The following is a 25,150-nucleotide window of genomic DNA, read 5'->3' as shown; positions in this document are numbered from 1 at the left end:
GGGTCAAACCCAAAAATTATGCAAAGCTGAGGGGGAAACTGTATTCAGGTTCGCTGAACTCAGAAAGCTCTCCGGCTGCGCCGACTTTCTGAAACATCCACCGCGCCTAACTGAGATCAATGTATCAAGTATAGTTCTAGTTTGTCAAGCTAATGCTCAAAAAAAACTCATCAAGTGAGATAATTCTCTCAAAAGTCGATTGCAAAACGCTCTAGCCCCTCTAATGGCAACTGAAACAAGCTCTAAACCTCTACCAATCAAGTATCCCGATCGAGCAATGGCTCCAAATTTCAGCCGATCGCCCCTCAACTATTCTCTTTTGTATCTCGTTTACCTACTTCTAAGTGAGACAAATGCCCATATAATCAAATTACAGCCCAGAAGCCTCTGTTTGCGCCACCCCTCAGTTCTTCTGTTGTCTATCTCGTTTATCTCGTGATAAGTGAGAAAAATGCCCATATAATCAAGTTACAGCCCAGAAGCCTCTGTTTCCGATGCCCAAATTTCTGTGTTAGCTTACTTCCAGCGATCGCCCCGTCCTTTCCCAGCTATCTTTGAGTAGAACCGCCCGCTTTGTAATACCTGTATTCAACGTAGTATGAAACTTCCCGAAGATTTTTTAATAACTTTAGCCACTAAAGTTGGCATTTCCGAAAACGAATTTGAAGTCTTATCAAGAGCAATCAAAGGCGAATCCATGTCTGATATTTCAGACCAGCTTCGCGTTCGCAAAGATGCCTTACAAAAACGCCTGGGAGAAGTGTATAAAAAATTTGAAGTTCAAGGTGCCGGGCCTGGAAAATTAGCCAAACTCCAGCAAATTCTCGTAACTGAATACCAGAAACAAGTTGCCAATAACCGTCACGATGCTACAACCGATCGCGAAGTTTATCCAACCGTAGAGAATACCCGCTTCCAAGACGCAACTAACCCTCAATTCTCACCGCGTATTGATTGGGGAGAAGTCCCTGATCAAGAACCTTTCTACGGACGTAATTCCGAAATAGAAACTCTCAAAAAATGGATAGTAACAAACCGTTGTCGAGTAGTCACAATTTGTGGCATGGGAGGGATTGGCAAAACAGCATTAGCTACCAAAACTCTACAACAAATTCAAGGGGAATTTCAAACCATAAGCTGGCGAAATCTCGCCACATCGGGCCCCCTTGAAAAACTATTGCCAGACCTCTTGCAATTCCTATCTCATCATTCAGAAATCGACATTCCAAAACCCAGCAACTCACTCATCTCCCAATTAATAGAATATTTGCGTTTAACCCGCTGTTTATTAGTATTCGATGAAGTCGAAACTATCCTCCAAAGCGGACAGCTACCAGGACAATACCGCCCCGGATACGAAAGTTACCGGGAACTCTTCCAACAAATAGCACAAACCTCTCACCAAAGTTGCCTGCTTCTCATCAGTTGGACTCCCCCTATAGAAATCGATAATTTAGCAGAAAAAACCTTACATTATCGAGCTTTAGAACTGAGTGAGTTACCAGAAAAGGATGCCAAACAAATCATTTTATCCGCCCCCCACGTTTCTACTTCAGAGAGTAATTTACTATCCGAACTCATTTACCTATATGGGGGCAATCCCCTCCTTTTAAAAATAGCTGTCACTCACGCTCAAGATATGTTAGCGGGCAATTTAGCACAACTCGTCAAAAAAACTCCGTCGGTTATTGAGGCCATTGTCCGAGATTATTTTGAGGAGCAATTTCAGGAGTTTCATGAATTAGAAGTAAAAGTATTGTCTTGTTTGGCGAGCAATAAACCCGCCACCCTTAGCGAGTTGCAATTCAGTCTACTATTTGCTGAAGACTTATCAGAATTGAAACTGGCTGTAGAAATTCTAATCGAGCGATCGCTCCTGCAAGCCCTCACCGACTCCGGGGAAGAACGCCTGACAGTCAGGCCGCAGGCTAGGCGATTTGTCACCCATCAATTAATTGCTAAATACCTGAATCAAATTGGTTACAAGAAATACTTAGAGAGTGAGTTACAGACGGCAAAATGTTATTTAACACAAACCCTTCGCTACAATCCAGAACTGCCAGCAGCTAACTACAATTTAGGGTCAACCTACGAAAAACTCGAAGATTTGCCCAACGCTCGCCAGCACTACAAAAAAGCAGCAGAATATAAAAACAGTCGCGCTGCCGGTGCTGCTGTCAATAATTTAGCTCGATTGGAAATTCTCAGCGAAAATTTTGACATAGCGGTAGAGCTAATTCTCTCCATTTTGCCACAAGTTAATGACAAAATGGTGCAAGTCACGCTCCACAAAAATCTGGGATGGGCTTATCTAGGGCTGCAACTTTACAGTGACGCCGAGACTCACTTGCAAAAAGCAATTGAATTAGATAAATTCTATACTGTAGCACACTGCTTGCTAGCACAAGTTCTCGAAGCAAAAGGGGATACAACAGCAGCTCTTTCTTGCTGGCAAAAATGCCTGAATTGCTCGACACAAGGCCAACAACAAGAAGGTGTGGCGTGGAAACTTCCAGAATTAAGTATTTGGAAGAGTTTTGCCCGCGAAAGGCTCAGTGCTTCGGGCCGAGAAGCTAATTAATTAAATTACAGTAAGCTGTTCTCCATTTAAATTGTGTGTCAAAAATCACTCAAATTATTGTGGGATGGGCTTCTAGCCCGTCCCGAATATGCAATTTAAACACGCAACAGCTTAGGGTGCGTCAGTAGTTCTCAGTTTTTCGCTCCTACTTCACCATTGAACTAGCTGACGCACCCTACTGAAAGCTCGCTAGCAATTAAAGTTATTTAGTTCGGAGGAACTATCGGATCGTCCTCTCCAGAACTGCATTGTGTTCGGCGCTCAGCTTGGGCAATTTCCATCAAGGGATAACTACCAATGGCTGATACTAAACTTGCCTCTATATTGGCAATGATTTCTCCCGCAGCATTGGGAACCCCCATTACTAATAATGTCAGGGGGGTAGATGAAACTATAGGTATCACAGCTCGTTTCTCCGTCAAAGAAAGGGATAAGGGAGAAGCGAGTTGGCCAACTGCGCTCTATTATTAACCAGGGGGTAGGGAGACAATTATGCAAAATTTTAATAAAAAATGTCGCCTCATCAAGCTGCAAACGTTCTCAGTGCTTGCTTTACGGATTATTAAATTTTCTGTAAATCTTACATTGAGAGGCAATTAAATCCTAGGCAGAGTACATCTCTGAGGTAAAATTAAGTCTAATCCTTTAATTGCTCAGGCATAGTCTCATGCCAATTCCCAAGCTTAGTGAAGCGACGAGCCAGCATAATACCTCTGCCACCTCCCTCAAGCGCGGTGAAACTTACTATTTAGCGGGTAATGTTACTAGCGCTGTCCTGCGTGGCAATTATCGTGCAAGCAATAGTGGAGGGTTCTGCTGTGCAACCTTACCGTATTACGATAAACTTTGATGACGCTAATGTGGCATCATCAAATTGCACTTGTGCTTACGATCGCGTTGGGTGGTGTAAACATATTGTTGCTACCATGTTATTATGTCTGCGACAACCACAAATAATTGAGCAGCGCCCCACACTGCAACAGTTACTCGATCGCCTCAACGATATACAAACCCAGCAATTAATACAACATTTAGTAGAAAAGGAGCCCTCACTCATCGATCCGATCGAACGATACATTAACTTAATTGCTATTCCTACGCCTCCACAGCCACCTACTAAAGCACCCCGTCGTACCTCCATTAATCCGGCTCCTTTTAGACAACAAGTACGACAAATTTTGCGAAATGCTGTGCGTTATTTCGACGAGGGATGGGGGGAAGAAGACCCTATTACAGAAGAAGTTTTAGATGTGATTCAGCAAGCGCAGGAATTGATCGCAGAGGGAGATGGTAACAACGCCTTAGTAATTTTACAAGCCATCACCGCAGCTTGCGTTAAAGATTGGGATGACGTAGAAGAATATGGCGCTGAAAGTTCTGATATAGCTAACGCTTTGGATGAAGCTTGGACAGAAGCCATTTTAACGGCTGAACTAACTGCTGAAGAAGAGATCGATCTCCAGGTGATGTTAAAAGCTTGGCAAGATGAATGGGATTGCGATTTCAGCATGAGCTTGAAAGCTTTACGCCAAGGTTGGGATGACCCCCTAATTCAAGAGGTACTTCAAGGAAATATTACGGGGCAAGAAATAGGAGCTAATGAGGCACCAGAATGTGCTAAAAGCTTAGCATTAATTCGCTTGCAAATCCTCGATCGCCAGGAACGCTATCAAGAATACTTATACTTAGCGCAAGCAGAAAACTGCTCTCAACAATACTTGACGATGTTAAGTCGTTTGGGGAGAGTAGAGGAAGCAGTGAAAGCTGCCGCTACTCAGATGAACTCAGCGGAAGATGCTTTTGCTCTCGCTCAAAGTTTACAAGCACAGCAAGCCCAAGCTGAAGCTCTAAAAATTGCTCAAACTGGGTTGAATTTGTCAGGCAATTGCCTTTATAAACTGGCAATTTGGACGAGTGAGTTGGCTGTTGAATTGGGAGAAAACGAAGTTGCATTAAATTCTAGAATGCGGGTATTTCAAATCAAACCATCCTTTGCCGATTATCTTTTAGTGAAAGAGTTTGCAGGAGACCGTTGGTCAAGTGTGAAAGCAAATTTGTTAGCAACTCTGAAAAGTGATAGAAGTTGGGGAGTTTCTGAAGCACAGGTTGATATTTTTCTTTATGAGGGGCTTATTGAAGATGCGATCGCTGTTGCTGATGGCTTGAGTGGCTACGAATCGGCACTGATTCACCGAGTAATGGGGGCTGCGATCGCCCACCGCCCCGATTGGACGATCGCCAATGCTTGTCGGCTTGCTGAATCGATTATGGATCGGGGAAAATCAGAGGATTACGATCGTGCAATTAAGTGGTTGGAAAAAGCCCGCGCTGCCTATTTACAAATGGGGCAAAATCTTCAGTGGTGTGCTTATCGTTCTCAACTTATGCAAGTACACAATCGGAAGCGGAAATTAATGGGAATGCTGAAGAGTCCAGACTTAGATTGAGGCTGAATTTTACCGTAAACCGGAACAAGTGAAAGCGGCCCAATAAAAAGGGTCAGCAAAAGGGAAATCTAAGCAACTAATTATTTCCAGTCGTTGCAAAGTTTTGTAATTGCGTGTTGCTGTTTCGGCCCGCTTTTCTTCCTCTTGTAGCCATTGTAGGTAGTCGGGGGAACCTTCGGGATAGGAATTACGCTGGTTTTCTGCCAACTGGCGATCGCCCTCCGCCTCTTCAAATTTGCGTTCTAATAAATCAGCAAGTTGGGGAGAATAGCAAGCGACAAATTCTGATCCAGAGAGCGATCGCAAATTTATTTGTGCTTGCTGCAATGCTTTTGGGCGGCTACTTCCTTGCTGCCGAAGTTTGTGATAAAAAATTGAAAATAACGCTGTTGCTAAATCATCTACAGCCCACAGCGTGCTCACAACACTCCGAGCACCCGCACATAAAAAGCCCGTCGATAATGTCAAAATATCATCAGTAATTTCCGTAGTTCCTAACCCTGTTTCACAACAGGATAAAAACACATCAACTAAATGAGGCAGCCGCCAGCCCGGTGTCATTAACTGTCCCAAAGTAATGCTACCATCTGCCAATTGCAGTCGGGATTCTAACGGATTATCAAGGCGAGATTGAGCATGATGGCTAGAGATAATTCCCTGGACTTGTAAAGAAAGTTGCCGATAGTTGCTGACCGTTGCTTGGCTACGTCCTCGTAAGTGTTGTTCATTGCGAATATTATACAGTTTGGCAATTTGTTCACCCTCAAAACTTGCACAGGGTAAATCTTCCGTTGCATCTTCCACAATACCATACATTAGTCGATCGTTGACAGGTGGACGTTTGTGGCAAAATTCTAAAACTTGACAACTAGGACTGTAACGAATAAGAAATTTATCTCCTAAATATTGACCATTTTCTAAAGGTAAAGCAGCAAAAGGAATTTGGTGTAGGCAAAGGTGAGGAACAATAATCAGTTCCTCGATATTATTAAGGTAATGACGAATCAGGTTATCGATTTGCAGACGGCGGGAAAGTTTCGCTAAAAACTGCGGAATTCGCTTTCTCCACTTAGCTTTACATTGTAATTGCTCTTGGGCTGATTTACTTGAATCGCCAGAATCTAAGTAGGGTGTTAGCCAATTTTTATTAATCCATTTTTGTAAGTTTTTGCCTCGTTTTCTGGTTATTTTGTACAAATTTAGTTCGGCTTGTCGCAAAACAAATATATATGTATCTTCCTCAGTAGTGTAAAAATTAAGTATTGCTGTAGTAGGGCGATCGATGAGTTCTTGGATAGCGGTTAAATTAGGGGGACTGACTTGAATTTCGCCCGCTAAAACCGGATCTAAACGTCTTAGTTGTTCCCAAATTAGTTGTTTTTCACTTTCTAAACCTTGGATATTTTCACTAATGGCTTCTAAAGCTGCTCTATTGCGTGTACAATCCATATCAATTAGATCCTTAGCTCTAAATGCAATTAACTTCTGCTTTTTACTTGATTTCTTTAAACCGGAACGTTCGCAATCTATCTGTCGTTGAATTCCTTCAAATTCGGCTAAATATTCTTCTACTTCTGAAGGTATATCTCCATGAGAGTAAAGGTCATTACTGGCAATTAAATCTACTAACCGACGAGAGCGGGAACGTTCTACATATTCAAAAGCTTGTGGAAAATTTTTCGTATTAACTAATGCTTGTACAATATTTTCATAAAGATATATATCTTCTCCTAAAATTTCTTGGCGGCGTCGATCGGTATTAGCCCAAACTCGCAATTGTTCTAAAGCTTCAATACCAAGACTATACCCTTCAATGGCTTCTCTCCATAGTCCTAATTTGAAGGCAATTTGACCTAAAACTTGTCCCGAAATCAGACAAAGTTGTGGGAAAGCTTGAGGCGTTCTGACTTTTAATGCTAACTTAAAGTATTGAATTGCTTCGGTAAACTGCTCTAAATTGTGGTAGAGATAACCTAAATTATTTTGTACAGTTGCCCAATTTTCAGGAAAATCTTTGAGAGTATAAACTTCTAAAGCAGCTTGGTAATAGTCCCGCGCCAGTTTGAGGTTTTCGTCAACACTTCCTTGAGTGCGATCGCTATAAGCATAACCTAAGTTTAATTGCACCATAGCCCAATCTTCAGGAAAATCTTTCTGAGTATAAACTTCCAAAGCTGACTTATAGTAAAAAATAGCCATTTCTAAATTTTCAATTTCATTTTGAATAGTGCGCCTCCTATAGGCATTTCCTAAATTATTTTGGATCATTGCCCAATTTTCAGGGTTAATTTGACGGGTATTTACTTGCAAAGCCATTTGATAGTAATTAATGGCTATTTCTAAGTTATTATCCTCATCTCCTAGCAGACGTTCGCTATAAGCACTACCAATTATATTTTGCAGCATTGCCCACTGTTCAGGGAAATCTGAACGAGTATATATTAGTAAAGCATTTTCATAACATTTGATAGCACTTTCTAAATTGTGTAAAGAATCTCCATAAATTCGTTCACTATGAGCAACTCCTAAATGCTGTTGTGTTTCCGCCCACTGTTCAGGATAATTTTCATAATTACGAACTTGCAAGGCATTATTAAAAGCTTCGATTGCTAATTCTATATTTTCGAGACGGCTACCATATTTGCGATTGAGATAAGCAATCCCTACATTATTTTGAATCATCGACCATTGTTTACGATTAAATGCTTTTTGATAAGATTCAAGACAGGTAAGATAAAGAACAATAGCTTCTTCTACGTTTTCAGCTTGATTCCCTTGAGCATTTCTTAAATAAAAAGTTCCTAAGTTATTTTTGAGCAAACCCCAAATTTCAGGAAATTGACTATAACCGCAAGCATCTAAAGCAATTTTATAATAGCCGAGAGCTTTCTCAAGGTTATCAACTTGCTCTCCTTTAACTCTATTTTGATAGCCATACCCTAAATTATTCTGAATTTTCAACCAATTTTCTAAATAACTCTCTGGATTATAAATAGTTAAGGCATTTTGAGAAGCAGCAATTGATGCTTCAATATTTTCGGAAAGGTCTCCTTTTATTCTCTCTAAATAAGCAACTCCTAAGTTAAGTTGTATCAATCCCCACACTTCTGTAAAAGTCTCAGAATTATACACTTGTAATCCTAATTCATAATATGCAATTGCTCGTTCCAAGTTATCGGAATATTTCCCCGTTGTAGAAAGGTAATAGGAAAATCCTAAATTATTTTGAGTGTTCGCCCAATTGTCGGGATAGTCCTCACGATTATAAACTTGTAAAGTAGCCTCTATCAAACTCCTACCTAATTCTATATTCTGTTCTTGACTTCCCTTGAATCTGCTGAGATATGTCGCCCCTAAATCATTATGAATAAAAGCCCATAATTCAGGAAACTCTTCTTTCTTACAAATTTGTAGAGCAGTTTGATAACACTCAATCGCTTTCTCAAGATTATCAGCACGATTTTCTATTTTTTGACGGTAAGCATCTCCCATACAAAATTGGATCGTACTCGATTGTTCGGGGAAGTCTTCAGCACTATAAACAGTTAAAGCTGCTTGATAACACTCAATTGCTTTTTGGAGATTGTCGTCTCGATTCTCTTCAATTGTAATATAAGCATTACCTAAGCTCTCTTGAGTTTCTGCCCAGTGTATGGGATAATCAGTATAAGTACGGACTTGTAAGGCATTGTGAAAAGTGGCGATCGCCCTTTCAATGTTATCTACTTTTTGCCCTTGAATACGATTATAATAAGCTAGACCCAAATTATTTTGAATTCTTGCCCAATCTGTAGGATTATCCTCTTTTGGATAAACAGCCAAAGCAGCTTGATAATATTTAATTCCTAGTTCTATATTTTCCGATTCATCTCCTTTAACACGGTGGAGATAAGCCAAACCTAAATCATGCTGAATTTCCGCCGTTTTTAAGGGAAACTCTTGACACTTGCACACTTTTAATGCTAATTCAAAAGCAGCGATCGCCCTCTCCAGATTTTCTTCTAAATCACCTTCAACTCTGTCAAAATAAACTAAACCTAAGCGATGTTGAATTACACTCCATAATTCCGGTTCATCGGTATCATTACAACATTGTAAAGCTAATTCATAACACTCAATTGCTCTTTCTAAATTCCTGCTACGGTTCCCAGCAATGCGAATTTGATAAGCAAACCCCAAATGGTTTTGAGCAATCAACCAATCCTTGTGGTAATCTTCCCGATTGAGCGCCGCCGCTACTTGTTGATATCCCGCGATCGCAATTTCAATATTGTTTACACAATCGCCCCGAGTAAATTCTTGAATAAGACCACTAAAAGTGCCAATTACAGTGGCTATATCGTAAGCTTCTTCAGACTCTAATTTCGCTAAAACGTCAGTTGCCCAACTTCGCAAAAACCAATCAAAATTATCATCTAATTTATCTAATTTTTTTTCTAAAATAGGATATACAACTTCTGCATTTCCTTCACTTGCTTCGATTGCTTCCAAAACTTCTAGGAAAAAATTTAACGATTCCTCAGAATTAGCTAATTCCGATCGAATATTAATTAAGTCTTTTATCCTCGTCGCAGCACTCCGCAGCCAGTCAGATCCCTCTTCATTTTCCTCAACCAATAACTCATCTGCTACCTCCTCCATCACCTCTAATAAACCTTCATTAATGAGGTTTGAATAGTCATCCAAAATATCTCCTTCTTCACCATCTGGACAGGTACGTAGCATTTCAATTAGGTGACGATAAGCAGAGTTGAGCTGTTCTTTCATGTTACCTTTTTTGGGTTAATATCATTTTGGTTTTATATCAATTCCGGTTGCACTCAGACAGGATATAGAGGAGACGGCAATCCCCTTGGACTACCCGGATTAATTTTCGGGACATGGGGCACTGCGCCGTGTCGAAAGCTGTGGGTAATAGACTTCTTGCAAAAGTCCTTTCGATCAAATTTTCGGACGGGCTCTCCGGCCCATCCCACAAGAGAAAAAACTTTTTGTGGGACGGGCCGGAGAGCCCGTCCCAGCTATTTTTGCAAGAGGTCTAATATTAATTCCGAGGGTAGGGATTTGATACCACAGGAGTGCAAGTATCTGTATCGTTACAAATATATAGGCAAGCGAGCATGATACTCGCATTCCTAAAAAACGCTTTTTACAAAATGGGGAGGTTCTCAGTTTTTTGAAAAAATATTTAAGCTTTTGTTTCAATATCCCAAATTCCTGCTAATTTATTTAGCATTTTTTGGGCTAACTGTTGGAGGTTGAAATCTGCGGAGAGAACTTTTTCTTCTCGACTAATTTCTCCCATAAAAGCCTGTTGTTCAGGAGAATACTCAACTATTTGGTTGTGAGGATTAATAGGAATACTAGCGACTAATACATCTGCTCCTGCATACCGCCATTTAATGGGCTTGGTAGTTCGGTAAATGCGCTCTAATTGAGCGATAATTTCTGAAAAATTTTGTGTTTCTAAGAGTTGTCGCACTTCTAAGGCTACTGGATCGTCACTTCTCAAAAACTGATTTCCTAATTCCAGACGATAGAGATGATCGATCAGATCATCTAAGTTTTGGAGTTGGGCAATCTGGATCTGGCTTGGCAACGGAGAATTATCCAGTGATGGGGTAAATCCTAGCAGTTTCCCTGAGTCTAAATTTTCGCCAAATTCAACTATTACATAGCCGATTCTGTCTTCTATGGCTGCTGGTGGAACTACGATCGCACTTTCTCCAAACCAAACCGGGCGGCATTCTAATTTACCCATCCCTGGTAACACTAAATCAGCAATATCCCACTGGGCACGGACGACTGGATGCCAACTATCGCCTTGAATTAAATCGGGTTCGTAAGCTTGCCATTTGAGGTAACTATAGACAACATAAACTGCTAAAGTATTCACATAAACTCGTTTGGCAGCCTCATGCTTTGTCAATTCAGGAGCGAGTTGCAGAGTTTCGGCCGCAAATTTTCGAGCAGTGCGGTGAGCATCAGTACCTAGTGGAACTGTCAATAGCGTTGGGTTTGTGCTTTGCATAATTTAATCCTCTCTTGTGTATCCTAGCTCTAATGCGATCGCTTGGAGCAAGGGGCGACAGTTCCTTTCCCAGTGTGATTTTAGAGTTTGGTAGTTGATGTTAAATTCTTTGGCGATCGCAGTAAACTTGTCAGGGGTGGTTTTAAACAGCACCTTTAATGTGAGAACTTGACAGTTACACTCTGGATGATTTTTAGGATGACAGGAGCGAAATTTCCCATCGGGGTCTTCTTGGACGTATTGTTCTAGCTTTTGAATAATATTCTGATAATTTTCTTGCTCTAAAAGTGCGATATAGCCATCCAAACCACTGCGGGTAGGAGTAGAAAAACTTGTTTCTGAAAGCAAATCCAGCAACGCGGTTTCAGTATCTGAGCTTCCTATGGGGGCATCTAAACTGTAGGTGGGCGGTTCAGAAGGTAAATTCAAATCCTTAATGCGCCACTCTAGGTAACTATTTATCCATTGTCGTAGTCGTGTTGAAACATTCGGATCGCTAAGCTTGAACTTTGAGCAAATGCTTTTGTTCACCCATTGCCAGGTTTTATTTAAGGCTTCTAAATAATCGGGATGTGCAGATCGCCGTAGTCCGGGAAGTTCCTGTAGTTCGGCGAGCAATCGGTTCATCGCTTTGCGCCTTTGGGAGCTGTTTTGGGGATACTCGCATACCTCCTCAATTAGTTGGCGCAGCAGTTGATCCATAGGTGTTAAATTAATTATTTGAGTTCTCAACTGATTGTTGCAATCCTTGGAGATTGTCCGCTAACCAGAGGATGCTCTGTGTTCTGCGTGCACCCGAAAGTTATACAGCATATTCCATGTATATTCGGTACACACAACCTTGTCGTAAGTAAGGTGCGTCGCCACCAGTCAATCTGCAAGTTTCATTAAACATGAGCAGCGACGCACCCTACATAACAATGTACCAACAATAGAGCTTTATAGTGTACTTCACGAACCACCGAATATGCTGTAGTTATATCTATTCCGGTTGCACTCCTCATGACTGTTGACTGTTAATCGAAAAACTGAATGATGGTTGAGTGTTGAATTTTGACTCGATTTTACGCCAGACTTTGGAAGCGCGAATATCACAGATTTCAGATTAATTCAAGTGTCGATCGATCGTCACAATCGAAACAGGCCGCAACGCATCAAAACGAGTTGAATTCCCCCCAGCCACAGAACGCGACAATTGCACTTGCACGATTCGGTAACTCCAGTGCGGTTCCCGGCGCACCCGATCGCCCATCCAGCTCAAAACAGTAGCAATATCCTCAAAAGCATCCAAAGCCAGGACGATCGAGCCTCCAGGGAGCAGCCGCAGCGCGCAAACGCCCAAAATTTTAGTCAACCCTCCCCCACTACCGCCAATAAAAATTCGGTGCGGAGGACGCAAGCGGTGCAAGATTTCCGGGGCGGTTCCGTGAATCGAGAACACATTTTGCAGCCCAAAACGGCCATAGTTGAACTCGATCGCAGAAGTACCAGAAACCGTTTTTTCGATCGCATACACCTCAGACTGCGGGAATAAACGAGCAATCTCGATCGACACAGAACCGTTACCAGCACCCACATCCCAGACAACTTGTCCCGGTTGCAAAGCCAATTGTGCCAGCACCAACACCCGCACTTCCCGTTCAACCGTCAAACCAGGCTTGTCGCCACAACCGATAAAAGCTGCATCCGGTATTCCCAACAAAGGCAACTTTTCCAAATCCAAAGGTTCCGTCCCCGCCGGGGACTCCCGCAGCATCACAACCACGCTCAGCGGTGCAAAAGACTCTCCCAGCAAAGCTGACAGAGAACGGAGGCCCACGCGCTCGTCAGCAGAACCCAAATTTTCGCAAACCCAAAACTCGTAGCGTGTAGGCAAATCTAGAGCTTTCACCAAATTTGCCAGGGCCGCCGGAGTATGAGTTTCGTCGGCGAGCACCGCAATTTTCTCGACACCGAGTTTGAGTTTTGCCGTCAGTTCCTCAAAATAACGTCCTTGAGAGCCAACAAAATGAGCGTCTTGCCAAGGGATTTGCAAGCGGTTAAAAGCCAACTGCACAGAACTGACGTGGGGGTGAAAACTCAATTTTTCTGCAGGCAATTGGGCAATTAACAACTTTCCCCAGCCGTAGAACAGCGGGTCGCCGGCCACTAAAATTACGATCGGTCGATCGCGGGGTTCCACCGTCTCCCCAGAGGGATATAATTCGGGTTCAGTCGCCCACCAGCGCCGAATTTCCAGAATTGCTTCGGTCAAATCTTCCAACGCCCAGCGCTCTCCGTCGTGCTGGGGAAAATAGCTTAAATGGCGCTCGCTGCCTATTAGCAGAGCGGCCATTTCTACAACCTGCCGCGCCGATTCGCTCAGCCCAGCAGCTCCATCTAAACCTATACCAACAACGTTTACTGTCACTTTTTAAGCAAAAAGTAAAAAACCAGAATTACTGATTTTTCCTGGTTTTTCATAATTTTTTTCCTTGACTTTAATGTCAAACAAAAATAATTAAAGCATGTGAACAAACCAGACGGTCAACTGAGTACAGTTAGACCGAAGGCTTCTTTTTCCTTTTTTTTCTCATGCTTTTTATAGTGAGGTAGTTCCACCCCCACTTGCTAATATAGTATCAGAGTATTTCCCGAGCATCTTGGGGTATAAAAGAATAATTGTCGGTTTCGGTACCGAAACCCGACGAGCCTTTCATCACGCGGGCGTAATTCCCAACGGGGTACGGGGCCCAGCGATCTGATTAATCCCCTCTAAATATACGCCCGGGACTTCCCGGCTGGTAGTTAATAGGCAATATCCTGACTATTGCCACAGGGGAGAGGGGGAGAGGGGGAGAGAGACTGGGAGAGTGGGAGATGGGGAGAGGGGGAGATGGGAAAAAATCTTCCTTCTTCCTTCTTCCCTCTTCCTTCTTCCTTCTTCCTTCTTCCTTCTTCCCTCTTCCTTCGTTAAAACTCAAAAACAGGCCATTCCGGTTGCCGGAGATAGGTGGTCATGTCGTCAAACTTCCGCAGTTCCACTCGGTTTACGGACAGTTCTTGCGGCGTGTCCAGCCATTGCTCGTTTAACTCTGACAGCAAAGCGCACAAGCGAGCGCGGTCAAGGTTCGGCCCGATGTCCCCAAAATAAGCCAGAGTAATGTGTGCCGTAAGATGATATTGCTGTTCAATTCCCAAAGCCATTAAATCGGGATTTTGATAGATCGATCGGCGAAACTCCAGAATTTGCTTGTAAGAGTTTTCGTCCGTCGGTGCCAAACAAACACCCACAGCTCTAGTCATCACCATCAACCCCAGCACTATCCAGCGAATCGGAGGGCCGCCCGCCAAGGGTTTACAGGCGGCAAAACGATCGGCCATGCGCGAGCGCAGTTGCTCCTCAAATTCGGGATTTTTATCAGAGGCATCTCGAAAAGCGCTGCTCCAAATTAAATCGGCTACGGTTAAATGGAAGGTATCAGGAGGCAGTGCCACGATCGCACCCTCCGCTATTTCCTGCAATATCCGTTGTTGGCTCGAGTGCAAATTACTATAAAATGCAGCATTTTCTGCATCTTCCCCCGCAGGGGGCGTAATCACCGAATAACCTGGAAAAGGTACAGGATTTCTCCGGCCTGCTTCGTCGGGCTTAAATTTTGGAGATTCCTGAATGTGTTCCACCTGGGACTTGTAGGAGTCCAGCAGCGTCATTCGCGCCACCCGATTTACGTAAGCTTGATAAGTATCATCCAATCTTGATTTCCTCGCGGTGACATACTCCCACACCAAATTTTATATTATGGCGCGGGCTTCCAACAGCCCTATTCAGGATATGTTGGACAAGCCTCGCCTGCAACTCTGATTTTTTTGGCTAGTGAGCGTTTATGCAAATTTACCTGTTTTGGGGGGAAGACGACTTTGCGATGGCGCAGGCTGTGACAAGTTTGCGCCAAACAGTCCTCGACCCCAACTGGGCTAGTTTTAACTATGACAAAATTATTGCCGATTCCGCCGGAGCTGTGGTCGAAGGGCTCGATCGAGCCTTAACGCCGCCCTTCGGTACCGGCAGCCGTTTTGTCTGGCTGGCAAATACGACTGTAACGCAGCAGTGCTCTCCTGAACTGTTAGCACAATTTGAACGGACGCTGCCGGTGATTCCCCCTACCACCGTGCTGCTGCTGACATCCGTCAAAAAACCCGACAGCCGGCTCAAATCTACCAAGTTACTGAAAGAGTCCGCCGAATTTCGAGAATTTTCACCGATTCCGCCTTGGAATGACAAAGAATTAGCCCAGCGGGTGCGTCAAGTCGCAGGCGAAATGAACGTAAAATTGACCGCCACGGCGATCGAACTTTTGGCCGAATCCATTGGCAGCGATACCCGCCAGCTATACAGCGAACTCGAAAAATTGCTGCTGTTTGCGGGCAACCGCAGCCAACCTCTGAACCCGGAAGAAGTTGCGGCACTGGTGCACTGTCACGCCCAGAATACCTTCCAGCTAGCCGATGCGATTCGCGAGGGCAATACCTCCGCCGCTTTGGATTTATTGGCAGGCTTAACTGGCCGCAGCGAGCCTGGTTTGAGGATTGTGGCTGGCTTGACTGGTAAGTTTCGGATTTGGCTGTGGGTAAAGGCGATGATCCAAGCGGGCGATCGCGATGATAAAATTGCTCAAGCTCTAGACCTCGGCAATCCGAAACGAGTATACTATTTTCGTCAAGAAGTCAAGAACGCCAGCTTAGAAAAACTGGAAAAAAGTTTGCCCTTGCTGCTAGACTTAGAAGCTTCTTTAAAGCGCGGCCGGGAAGAAATCTCAACCCTGCAAACCAAAGTTATAGAACTTTCTAGCTTGTTTCGCTGATGCGCGACAGGGCACAGGAGCGACCCGTTACTGTAAATTTTTACAACAAATTTCTTTCTTCGGCTATGTGCTTGATGCCGGCTCGCGGGCCAAAAGGTCAATAGATACTAGAAATACTCTCAGAATGCCAAATTAGAAGTTAATGTGGTAAATAAATATTGTCCGCCGAATGCCGATCGGTTAATATTATTTGCCGGCTCTCCACCCCCCCAAAAAAAAGAGCGCTACCCATGACACAACAGAACCCGCGGGAACTGCTCAAGCAAGGCGATCCAAAAGCGATCGCATCTAGCATCAACCGTACACTCAAACCCAAAGGCATCAACGCCGATGTGACGCGGGACAACGGCTGCCTCCACATAATTCTGGAGGCAGACAAAGTACCGGATCAAATGGTATTGGTCGATTTCATCCGCACCGGCATGACGAAGCTGGGACTCGAATCAATTCACACTGTAAAGGTTTACGGGCGTCGAACAGGTGACGGTGAGCCTGCGTGGGAAGATGAAATTGATCTGATGCCTGCAGATTCAATGCCTTACCCCTTGGATAGTGGAATGCCTGACGAATCTGTAGGTTTAGATGATGTCGAGCCAGAAGAGGAAGACTATTATCAAGAAGGAGAATTCGATCGAGATGACGACGAGGAAGACGAAGACGAAGACGAAGATCAAGCCCCGCCTCCGAAAAAACAATTTCCCAAATGGGTAATACCTGTGGGTATCTTAGTACCTCTGGCGGCGATCGCAGGGCTTTTCTTTACTAAAACTTTCCCCTTCGGCGACTCGAACCCAGAACCCATCGCCCCCGAAGCTGCTTCCCCTTCCCCGAAACCCGCATCTCCCGCGTCTAAAGCCGCCGCATCCTCTCCGGGTGCATCTCCGGGCACCCCACAGGCAGCCTCCCCTGCACCAAAACCCGCTCCCACTGCTGCTGCGCCAGCAAGCCCAACTCCGACATCTCCACCACCCAAAGCTGCTGCTGCATCTCCGGCGCCCAAGGCAGCCTCTCCTGCACCAAAACCCGCCGCGCCTAAGCCTGACTCTTGGAGAGAAGCCGTTAACACAGCTCAGAAGGCAGCAATTTCGGCCCAGACGGCTCAGTCTCAAAATGAGTGGATCGCAGTAGCAAGCGAGTGGCAGCAAGCCGTTAAGCTCATGAGATCCGTACCGTCAACCAGCCCGAACTATCAAAAGGCTCAGCAAAAAGCGGCAGAGTATCAGGCTAATCTGATTGTTGCCAACCGCAGGGCGGCAGCAGCGCCTTAAGAGTTTTAAGTTTTGAGTTTTGAGTTGAATACTCGATGTGCTAAAAGTCAAAAGTCTAAAGCCAAAAGTAAAAAATCTTTTTTTACTCAAAGCTTTCTTACCTTTTGACTTTTTTCGATAAAAGTAAGATTCACTGAACAAACACAGCAACAACCCGCTTTCTTGGATAAACCGGGTTGCTAAACACAGAGCTTGATTTAAATCGGTTCTTCCCCTTGATTAAAACGCTGAATTCCTTGATTTTCCTCTACGCACCCAATAGCATCTTTAGGAATATTGAGGATACCTGTAAACGAATTTTGGGTTACTTTCAAAGCTTGTTCCTTATTTTTGTGTTCTGCAAGTTCGCGCTGTAAATTGTCAATAGTCTGTTGAAAGCGAGTCGCTTGTCTGAGCATTTCTTGTTCGGAAAACTCCAGCAATTGCATCAGATTTGCAACTTGAGATTCCAGTAATTTGGTTTCGTAAATATTGTTATTTGTAACAAAGCTGGTAGGATTTTCTGAATATTCAAAAACACTTTGTTTGTCGGGCATGGACAATGCTGTTTTGACACTAAGTGCCAAATCTTTAAACATTTCAGCCGTGCTTTGGGGAATTTTAACTTTCAGGAAAATCACTACCGCAAACACACTTCCTGACGGCAGAAGTCCCCCAAATCCCAAGACAGACTTGACTTGGTAGGGGATAATTAAGGAATTTTGCTCAGGAATAAAGGGGCTGCCTTTTGCCTCTGATACGTGAAAAATATTTAATACTGCGGACTCTAATTGCAGGAACCTTTCTCGCTCAATTCCGAGGAAGGTAGGAATGTCTAAACCAAACTGCCGGATTATTTCCGAAATCGCCGGCATTTGAGCCACTAATTTTGGGCTAACTAATGGAATAGCTGTATTTTTTGCTGCTGTGTGCCGAGAATTCCACTGCGGTTCTGTGCCTGCGGCTGCTAGCAGAGTCCAACATTTCATGTCGGCGGCGGGGGAATTGCCCTTCATCAAGCGGCGCGCAGATTGTTGCAATGAGTCTTCTAATTCCCCGTAGGGATGAGTTTTGAACAAACGCACTAAGGCACAGGTATTTTCTCCAGTTTGCGAATCGCAAAAATGTCGGTAAATATAGTTAACAATCTTCTGGCTGCTGGCTTCCATACTAGCAGTATTTCTACCTAAATGGCGCAGGACTAAGCTGCATTTCGCCATGTCTTGCGGGGTAAATAAGGTAATATCGTACATTAAAAAATGCTCTCCAAGAGCTCAAACACTGTTTTTCATTTATCGTTAAGTCCGCTAAGCCATCCGGAATCCTACTGAGAGTTTTAAACACAGTGTTGGTTGAAATATCTATAAAATTTGCCCCCCAATGCAGCGGTTGTATGGCAGGATACAGAAATTAAGATTAAAGCAAAAAAAATCTATCCCCTAGGGTAGGCCACAAGGAAGAAAAGCCGATGTATAATTTAGCAAACGGTTTTTTACGATAACTCCCCCAGAGGAAAAGAAACAGGGTTTTTCAACGGATATGCCTCGCGTTTGAGTGGGCATTTTCGTAGATAAAAGTCGGTTTCTGGGTAAGCTATCTTCACAGAAATCCTTGAAACTCAAGCTGCAATTTTTGTGGCTGGCGATCGCACGCCGATCAATCAAAAAATGGTACAATTTCGTCAGTCTTGGACGCAAAAACCGGGTTTGCTTACAGAGAAACAACCCGGTTTTTGAGGTATTGGTAAGTATAGCGGTTCTCAAAAAAGTGAGGTATGCCCTATGCCCTATGCCCATGAGTACCTCATCTTTCTGAGAAAGGCTATAGATGCTGTGGTGAAAACTTTTAACTACCCCAAAAAACTCTACTCAGCAGGTTGAGACTTTGCTTCCAGGGCATCTTTAGCAGACAATCCCTGATCTTGAACGCCAAAATACCACAAACTAGCAGCAGCTTCGGCGCGAGTCACGGATTTCTTAGGCTGAAACAGAGTAGTAAAACCAAAAACGCGGCGAATATTCGCCAAATCTCCATTGTTAAAATCAGCTAAAACTGCCCGCGACGCCTGGGAATCAATCTTAGAAGCATCTTGAAAACCCCACTTTTCTTTCACTCCGTCAATGTTAGCTGTCGGTAAAACTTGACGACTATCTAAAGGCACTTTCCAGAGAATCATTGTTTCGCGAGTTAAAGGTGCATCCGGGCGAAATTTCACATCTTTAGTTTCTCCCGAAAGCGAACTCGGAATTACACCGGCTTCTGCTAAACCTTGAATTGCTGAAAAATCCGGGTCTGTTTTGGGTACGTCAGAAAAAGCCGGTTCGCTAGAGTCTACTGCTAATCTAATTTGTTTGGCTTGACGGCTAGCATAAATCTGATTGTTAGCTGCTACTAACCAGCGGGCGTATTCGCGGCGAGTGATAATTTTGTTGGGTTTGGGCAAAGTGGTGGCAGTTTCTAAATTAGCACTTTCTGCGGCTCGCACTTTCAGCACTTCCAACTGACTTAAATCTGCCACATACTGCCGCAACTGTTGAGGAATTTGGCTTTCTTGTTGGCTAACTTTTGCTGATTTTGGCGAGGCAGATGGTGTTGGAGTAGTTCCCTCGGAATTAGATGGAGTTGGTGAAGCGGTTGGAGATGCGCTAGACTCGGAATTATTAGGTTGGGGACTGGCTGCAATTTCGGGGCTTTCTTTGCTGTAGTCGATCGCAAATTCTGTAGAACCCCCTACTTTCTGAGTAGGAGAAAGCGACACTGTTACCCGTAAATTATCTCGCGTTGCTACCAAAGAACCTTGTCCCTCGGCGGTGGGGCGGCTGACTATTTCCCAGTTGCGACGCCCAAACTCTGTGGAGTAAAAGTTCTGTACCGAATTCACAGGATCTGTGCTCTCCCAGCGCAGCCGCACATTTTTTGGCAACGAATCTGTTTGCCCACTAACTTCGATTAACTCAGCATTAGGATAGAGTGGAATCTCTGTAGGGAAATCGGGAGGAAGTTTGGCGGTAGAGTTTGTCTCAATTGCTGTCGCTGGTGGCGGGGAAGAGAAAACCACTGGATTTTGTTTTAATGTCGGATCGGCGGCTAAAGATTCTTCGAGTGCCTTGCTGTTGGGGCTGTTTGCACAAGCTGTGACAGCAGCCAGCAGACACACCGCTAGCCAAGTATTTACAGCAGCGAGTATATTGGTTTTATTGGTTTTATTGGTTTTACTGGTTTTAGCTGGCGATCGCCCTTGAGAGTTGCGTCGCCGTTGAGTAAATATAATATTCAGCATAAATCCCCCCTTTGCGGATATATTTCTAGGCTAGCGCAGATCGATCGGTCAAATATATTTCTTAACCAAATGAAATTTCTGTATTTACTTCTAGCTACTGCTACATTACTTGTATTGCCTCTCAAATTTGCCCGTCCCGCTGCATCTCAACCAGCCCCGCTGCGGACAGCCATTCCGACGGCAGAGTGGCAGCCATTTTGCTCAGCGATGGGTCAGTTTGCGATCGATATGCCGGGAAATCCCAAAATTAATTCCGAAATTTTTTCAAATCAAATTATTGCTCATACATACCGATCGAACTTAAAAAATAAAGAAACTTATTTGCTTCAATACTTTGACCTAGATTTTCGGATGAGGAACAATAATATCAATAATATCAGAATTACTTTAAATAATGCCGTTGATTTATTTGTAGTGGGGGCGAATGCTAAATTGTTGCAAGTGCGGGATATTTCCCTCGGAGGCTATCCGGGAAAAGAATTTGAGTTTCAGCCGCTTTCCCCCACTGAACCTGTAGGTGTAGGTCAAGTTTTTTTTGTGGAAACGCGCGTTTACGGGCTGGTTGCCACTACCCCAGAACCCGAAAATGCTCAAAAATTTCTCGACTCTTTTCGTTTGTTTTGAAGCAGGAAGTTTTACAATGAGTAGTGTAGCGAGATTTAACAGATTTAATGGAGGGATGTTGAGGGAAGAAGTCCCAGGTTCGAGGTTCGAGGGAAAAATTAGTTGGGAGTGGCGATCGAATTTATTAATAAAACTTACGCATTTAAACTTGGTTTATAGGAAAATATTGGCTTTGGTAACGAAAAATGAAGCTATCTACCGAGTTTCTGAGGAATAATGCGGTCAGAACTCATTAAGGATCGTGGATTAAATAACTTCCGTAGTAGGTTGGGCCCGTGGAACGAACCCTCCGTTTCACTCCGCCCAACAATCAAGCTTGGGGTTGGGTTTCGTGCCTCAACCCAACCTACAAAAAATGCAAGTTATTTAATTCTCATTCCTAAGTTAAATGTGACTTAATACCTTATTTTGTTTTTTGTACTCTATCTAACGGTATAGATAAATTTTACACCTGTGGAGCGATGTAGATACTTCCTCAAGTTTATATATTTGATATAAGGATTTTTAAATCGCAGAAAGCACAAATAAAGATGCTGTCTTGATCCATCTGGCTCCCATCTGGCTTAACGAAGGCAGGGAAGTCAGGCTCATCGAAAGCTTACCCGGAGGGTATTAACCTATTATGAACAAACTAACACCCATTCTCCTCAGCGGCATCCTATTATTTGGAGCTGCTGCTTGCAGCGAGGGGGCTAAAACTAGCGCTGATGCTCCTAATTCTACCACAGAAAATACCACTAGCCCGCCTCCAGCCGAGACTGTTCAAAAAACTCAGGGTGACGCAACTAGCGATATTCGCAAAGCACAAGCAAATTCTGATATCAGGGCCAGAGAACAGCGCAACAATGTGACGGGTGGCGATGCCATCAGAGCCGATGGCGACCTGCAAAGTGAAGTACGCTCCAAGTTAGAAGTAAACATCACTAAAGGTCAGCTAACTGTTGACGCAAAAGATGGGCTTGTCACCGTAGGTGGCACAGTTCCCAATCAAGCTGATTTAGCTAAAATTGAGCCACTAGCTAAAGAGATTAAGGGTGTCAAACAGGTGAATGTTACGGCTGTTGTCGCCCCTGCTGCACCCGCATCGCCTAGCAGCAATCAATAAATTAGCAGGAAGAATTGCGAGGGAAAGAAGGGAAAAGGATGTAGTTATCTAGGAGAGAAGTCTGAGGGAAGAGGGTAAAGTTGGGCATTGTAAGATGGCTTTCGGAGCGGATCGCAAGGCTTAGGTGACTCTCTAGGGAGAGTGGGGTTTTAAGTGAAAGAGTTTAAATTGAATTTACAATTTCCGCACTCAAAACTCGCGCAATACCTGCAACTTCCCCTTCCCAATTTCCGATTTCCCATCCCGGACAATTAGTTGGAAACCAACCTGAAGATAGAGCGGGAAGTTATTCCCAGCGACCGATGAAAATTGTTGGGAAAAAATGACTAAATGTGATTGATGGCAGAGCATAAATTCTGTGGTTGTGTAAAAGTAGTATATTTTTCAGGAGAAAAAAAATGGCTTTAGGTCAACACAAGCGAGCTGTAGGAGCATTTTCTAATTACCGAGATACGGAACTAGCCCTGATGGAACTGCAAAGTACCGGGTTTCCGATGAATAAAGTTTCGGTAGTTGGCGAAAATCTCGATCGCAGCCAAATTGCCGGCGCTAGCACTGGTACTGGTACTGGTACTGGTAAGGGTACCGACGACAAGGTGGGCGGCGGCGCAAAAGCAGGCGCGACAGCGGGAGTCGTGACGGGTGGTTTGATTGGGTTACTCGGAAGCATTGGAGCGCTAGCGATTCCAGGAGTTGGCCCGGTGATGGCGGGGGGTGCGATCGCAACTCTGCTGGCAGATACTGTAATTGGAGGCGCGATTGGGGCAGCAGCAGGCGGTTTGGTAGGCGGTTTGGTCGGCTTGGGAGTTCCGGAAGAAAAAGCTAAGGCTTATAACGATCGCGTCTCGCGTGGAGAATATTTGGTATTCGTAGAAGGAACAGATGCCGAACTTGCCACAGCCGAAGGAATTATGACTGTGCGGGGCATCCAGGATTGGGGCATTTACGATGTGCCGACAGACACCGGCCGCAGAGCTTCGGGTCGCCAGAAGCGCGCCGTGGGAGTGTTTTCAACCCGCCGCGAGACGGAACACGCACTGGGAGAACTGAGAACTGCCGGTTTCGACATGAATCGGGTTTCGGTCATCGCTAAGGATGCTGAGTCTAAAGGCGACATCGCAGGCATTGACGTACACGACAGCGCGGACAACAAATCCGATGAAGGGGCCACAAAGGGCGCACTCACAGGTGGCACTTTGGGCGGTTTGACAGGCTTGTTGGTAGGTCTGGGCCTAGTGGCAATTCCGGGAATCGGGCCGATTATGCTGGCAGGAGCCTCAGCTACGGCGATCGCCACTACACTCGCCGGTACGGCTTTGGGTGCGGCAGCAGGCGGCTTGATCGGAGCTTTAGTCGGTATGGGAATTCCCGAAGAGGAAGCTAGAGCATACAACGATCGCGTGGCAAGAGGAGATTACTTGGTACTGGTTGACGGCAGCGAAGCAGAAGTCGCTAAAGCTGAAACCATTCTGAGCCGCGGAGGCATTCAGCATTGGAACACCTACGACTATAATAATCCCAGCGTCGATAGCGCTCGGGCTGATTACGGCGCACCGGGCACTCCAGGGGTTGATACTACCGCTGGTGTTTACGATCCAACTTATGGCACTACCGGCCGCCCTCTGATTTAATACTTCAGAGTTTGTTTGGTTATTGTTTCTACTTTCTGCAAAGTAGTCGCACTCGCGCGATCGGATTGTGGAAAGTGAGCGAACCAGGACGGGCGAGCTAGCGGTTTTGCACTTCGTCAGTAAAATTATCTCAAAAGTCGGCTTTTTCTCTGAAAGCCGACTTTTGTTTTGTTCTGAAAACTTAAAAAAGCCACCGGTCAAAAGTTTAATTTTGATTAGGGGCCCAGTCCGTGAGCTGGGCTTTGCGCCGGAGGATCGATCGGCTCCCTTAATTTTTATACCCTAAATCCGCAGTGTTTTTTGACTCTGTAACACTCACTACAGCTCGATTGCAAACCCTGTAGTATTATCAAATTTGATGACATAAATTACAGCAGATATTGCCCAGTTAGTCAAAGAGCGACTATCTTTAATTATGGGGTGGCTAATTTCACCAACTTATACAGGTGAAGTACCCAGTCCCGCGCGCCCAGAAATGCCTGCGGTGGTCGGCAAATATTAGAATAGTAATAATTGTCGGAGCCTTCGGGCAACACTTAGGCTGGTCATTAGTTGGCTGTAGCAGCCGAATTGCCGTTGGCAAGACCTGCTACAGGAATACAGTTTTTCTGGGAATGCCTCAGCGAAACATTTGAGAAGCCCAGGAACAGCTTTTATGTCCGGGAGCGCGTCAGGTGTCCGGTGTTCTGTTAATTAGAACCGCAAGCGCTCATGGATCGAGTAAAGATTAACAGCAAGCACAGCAGCGCGGGAGCACAATGGCTCGCGGCGTCTTTTTTCGCGAAATCTCAGGCTCAGGGCAGCGTATTGTTTGCTTTGCCTGCGACTCGCTCAGCACTCCGAGGGAAACAGCCTTCCTGTTGGATTTCACGCTGTGCACAGCACAGTGGGGGGAGGTGAAACTAGCTGAGCTGACCGGGCTCTGCTTTCATGGACGATCGAAGATAGAAGGCACTTATGTAGAAGGCATTTGGGGTTGAAGCTCCGATATCTTGTTTCTTGATTGCACTAATAAATTCGATCGCCTGTACCAGCAATTTTTCCGGTCAGAATGCGGCGCGGATGCCGCCAGCAATACCCCAAATATTCGATCGACCTGGACAAGATCGATCGACAAATTCTCGGTATTTTGGTAAATAGTTAGCAGTTAATAGTTAGTGATTAGCAGTTAGTATAAATACAACTAACAATTAACAACTAACATCAACCGCCAACTAATTACTAGCCCCATAAGACTTACAGGGCTTACAGGCGGCGAGCAACTCGGTTTCTTCAGGACTGCCGCGCTGAAAACACCCAGATTATTTACGACAAACCGGGTTTTTCGTGAGTTATAACTAGGTGAGCGGGGTGATGCTAG

The 25,150-nt window shown here is 44.5% G+C and carries 18 protein-coding genes; 9 read left to right on the top strand and 9 right to left on the bottom strand.

The genetic code is table 11. From position 1 onward, the window contains the following. Positions 1-598 precede the first annotated feature (598 nt). Positions 599-2,581 carry an NB-ARC domain-containing protein gene (locus tag QT990_RS18435; protein WP_333140650.1) on the top strand — a complete coding sequence of 661 codons (1,983 nt, stop codon included), beginning with the start codon at positions 599-601 and terminating at the stop codon, positions 2,579-2,581. Positions 2,582-2,787: 206 nt separating this feature from the next. On the opposite strand, the gene QT990_RS18430 is transcribed toward QT990_RS18435, so the two are convergent. After that, positions 2,788-2,985 carry a hypothetical protein gene (locus tag QT990_RS18430; RefSeq protein ID WP_333140649.1) on the bottom strand — a complete coding sequence of 66 codons (198 nt, stop codon included), beginning with the start codon at positions 2,983-2,985 and terminating at the stop codon, positions 2,788-2,790. Between the two features lie 354 nt (positions 2,986-3,339). Here QT990_RS18430 and QT990_RS18425 point away from each other — a divergent pair, with 354 nt between their 5' ends. Beyond that, a complete protein-coding gene (locus QT990_RS18425) occupies positions 3,340-5,028 on the top strand; it encodes an SWIM zinc finger domain-containing protein (protein WP_333465598.1) in 1,689 nt (562 codons plus the stop codon). A 9-nt stretch (positions 5,029-5,037) separates the two neighbouring features. Here the strand turns inward: QT990_RS18425 and QT990_RS18420 are convergent, their stop codons facing one another. From QT990_RS18420 to QT990_RS18395, 6 genes are all read right to left on the bottom strand, one after another. Further along, positions 5,038-9,795 carry a CHAT domain-containing tetratricopeptide repeat protein gene (locus tag QT990_RS18420; RefSeq protein ID WP_333465597.1) on the bottom strand — a complete coding sequence of 1,586 codons (4,758 nt, stop codon included), beginning with the start codon at positions 9,793-9,795 and terminating at the stop codon, positions 5,038-5,040. 421 nt (positions 9,796-10,216) lie between these two features. After that, on the bottom strand, positions 10,217-11,059 hold the full coding sequence (locus tag QT990_RS18415) for a DUF1822 family protein (RefSeq protein ID WP_333140643.1): 843 nt from the start codon (positions 11,057-11,059) through the stop codon (positions 10,217-10,219). 3 nt (positions 11,060-11,062) lie between these two features. After that, positions 11,063-11,761, bottom strand: a complete 699-nt coding sequence (locus tag QT990_RS18410; RefSeq protein WP_333140641.1) for a hypothetical protein — start codon at positions 11,759-11,761, stop codon at positions 11,063-11,065. A 403-nt stretch (positions 11,762-12,164) separates the two neighbouring features. Further along, positions 12,165-13,469 carry a precorrin-6y C5,15-methyltransferase (decarboxylating) subunit CbiE gene (gene cbiE / locus QT990_RS18405; RefSeq protein ID WP_333140639.1) on the bottom strand — a complete coding sequence of 435 codons (1,305 nt, stop codon included), beginning with the start codon at positions 13,467-13,469 and terminating at the stop codon, positions 12,165-12,167. A gap of 334 nt (positions 13,470-13,803) precedes the next feature. After that, positions 13,804-14,022, bottom strand: a complete 219-nt coding sequence (locus tag QT990_RS18400; RefSeq protein ID WP_333305932.1) for a hypothetical protein — start codon at positions 14,020-14,022, stop codon at positions 13,804-13,806. Beyond that, positions 14,012-14,752 (bottom strand): DUF1868 domain-containing protein, encoded by a 741-nt coding sequence (locus tag QT990_RS18395; protein ID WP_333140784.1) that lies wholly within the window; start codon positions 14,750-14,752, stop codon positions 14,012-14,014. Before QT990_RS18395 ends, QT990_RS18400 begins: the two co-directional genes overlap by 11 nt. A 173-nt stretch (positions 14,753-14,925) precedes the next feature. Here QT990_RS18395 and holA point away from each other — a divergent pair, with 173 nt between their 5' ends. Together holA and QT990_RS18385 are read left to right on the top strand one after the other, a co-directional pair. Then, on the top strand, positions 14,926-15,903 hold the full coding sequence (gene holA / locus QT990_RS18390; protein ID WP_333140637.1) for a DNA polymerase III subunit delta: 978 nt from the start codon (positions 14,926-14,928) through the stop codon (positions 15,901-15,903). 230 nt (positions 15,904-16,133) lie between these two features. Continuing rightward, entirely contained in the window at positions 16,134-17,171 is a 1,038-nt protein-coding gene (locus tag QT990_RS18385; protein ID WP_333140635.1) for a hypothetical protein, read from the top strand. Between the two features lie 197 nt (positions 17,172-17,368). Here the strand turns inward: QT990_RS18385 and QT990_RS18380 are convergent, their stop codons facing one another. Beyond that, the gene (locus tag QT990_RS18380) at positions 17,369-18,403 is read right to left on the bottom strand and encodes a histidine kinase (RefSeq protein ID WP_333140633.1); all 1,035 of its coding nucleotides are present in this window, start codon (positions 18,401-18,403) and stop codon (positions 17,369-17,371) included. A 611-nt stretch (positions 18,404-19,014) separates the two neighbouring features. Then, the gene (locus tag QT990_RS18375; RefSeq protein WP_333140631.1) at positions 19,015-20,430 is read right to left on the bottom strand and encodes an S-layer homology domain-containing protein; all 1,416 of its coding nucleotides are present in this window, start codon (positions 20,428-20,430) and stop codon (positions 19,015-19,017) included. 69 nt (positions 20,431-20,499) lie between these two features. Here QT990_RS18375 and QT990_RS18370 point away from each other — a divergent pair, with 69 nt between their 5' ends. From QT990_RS18370 to QT990_RS18350, 5 genes are all read left to right on the top strand, one after another. Then, on the top strand, positions 20,500-21,054 hold the full coding sequence (locus QT990_RS18370; RefSeq protein ID WP_333140629.1) for a hypothetical protein: 555 nt from the start codon (positions 20,500-20,502) through the stop codon (positions 21,052-21,054). Between the two features lie 16 nt (positions 21,055-21,070). Continuing rightward, positions 21,071-21,271 carry a hypothetical protein gene (locus tag QT990_RS18365; RefSeq protein ID WP_333140627.1) on the top strand — a complete coding sequence of 67 codons (201 nt, stop codon included), beginning with the start codon at positions 21,071-21,073 and terminating at the stop codon, positions 21,269-21,271. 405 nt (positions 21,272-21,676) lie between these two features. Continuing rightward, complete coding sequence (locus QT990_RS18360) at positions 21,677-22,159, top strand: BON domain-containing protein (protein WP_333140625.1); 483 nt, start codon at positions 21,677-21,679, stop codon at positions 22,157-22,159. Between the two features lie 398 nt (positions 22,160-22,557). After that, complete coding sequence (locus QT990_RS18355; protein ID WP_333140623.1) at positions 22,558-23,790, top strand: histidine kinase; 1,233 nt, start codon at positions 22,558-22,560, stop codon at positions 23,788-23,790. Positions 23,791-24,789: 999 nt separating this feature from the next. After that, on the top strand, positions 24,790-24,930 hold the full coding sequence (locus tag QT990_RS18350) for a hypothetical protein (protein WP_333305926.1): 141 nt from the start codon (positions 24,790-24,792) through the stop codon (positions 24,928-24,930). Positions 24,931-25,150: the final 220 nt, after the last annotated feature.

This window comes from Microcoleus sp. T3_B1, assembly GCF_036700445.1.
In the GTDB taxonomy this organism is placed as follows: Bacteria; Cyanobacteriota; Cyanobacteriia; order Cyanobacteriales; family Microcoleaceae; genus Microcoleus.
Note: the sequence above shows the minus strand (reverse complement) of the source record. Positions and strands in the feature narration are given on the sequence as shown.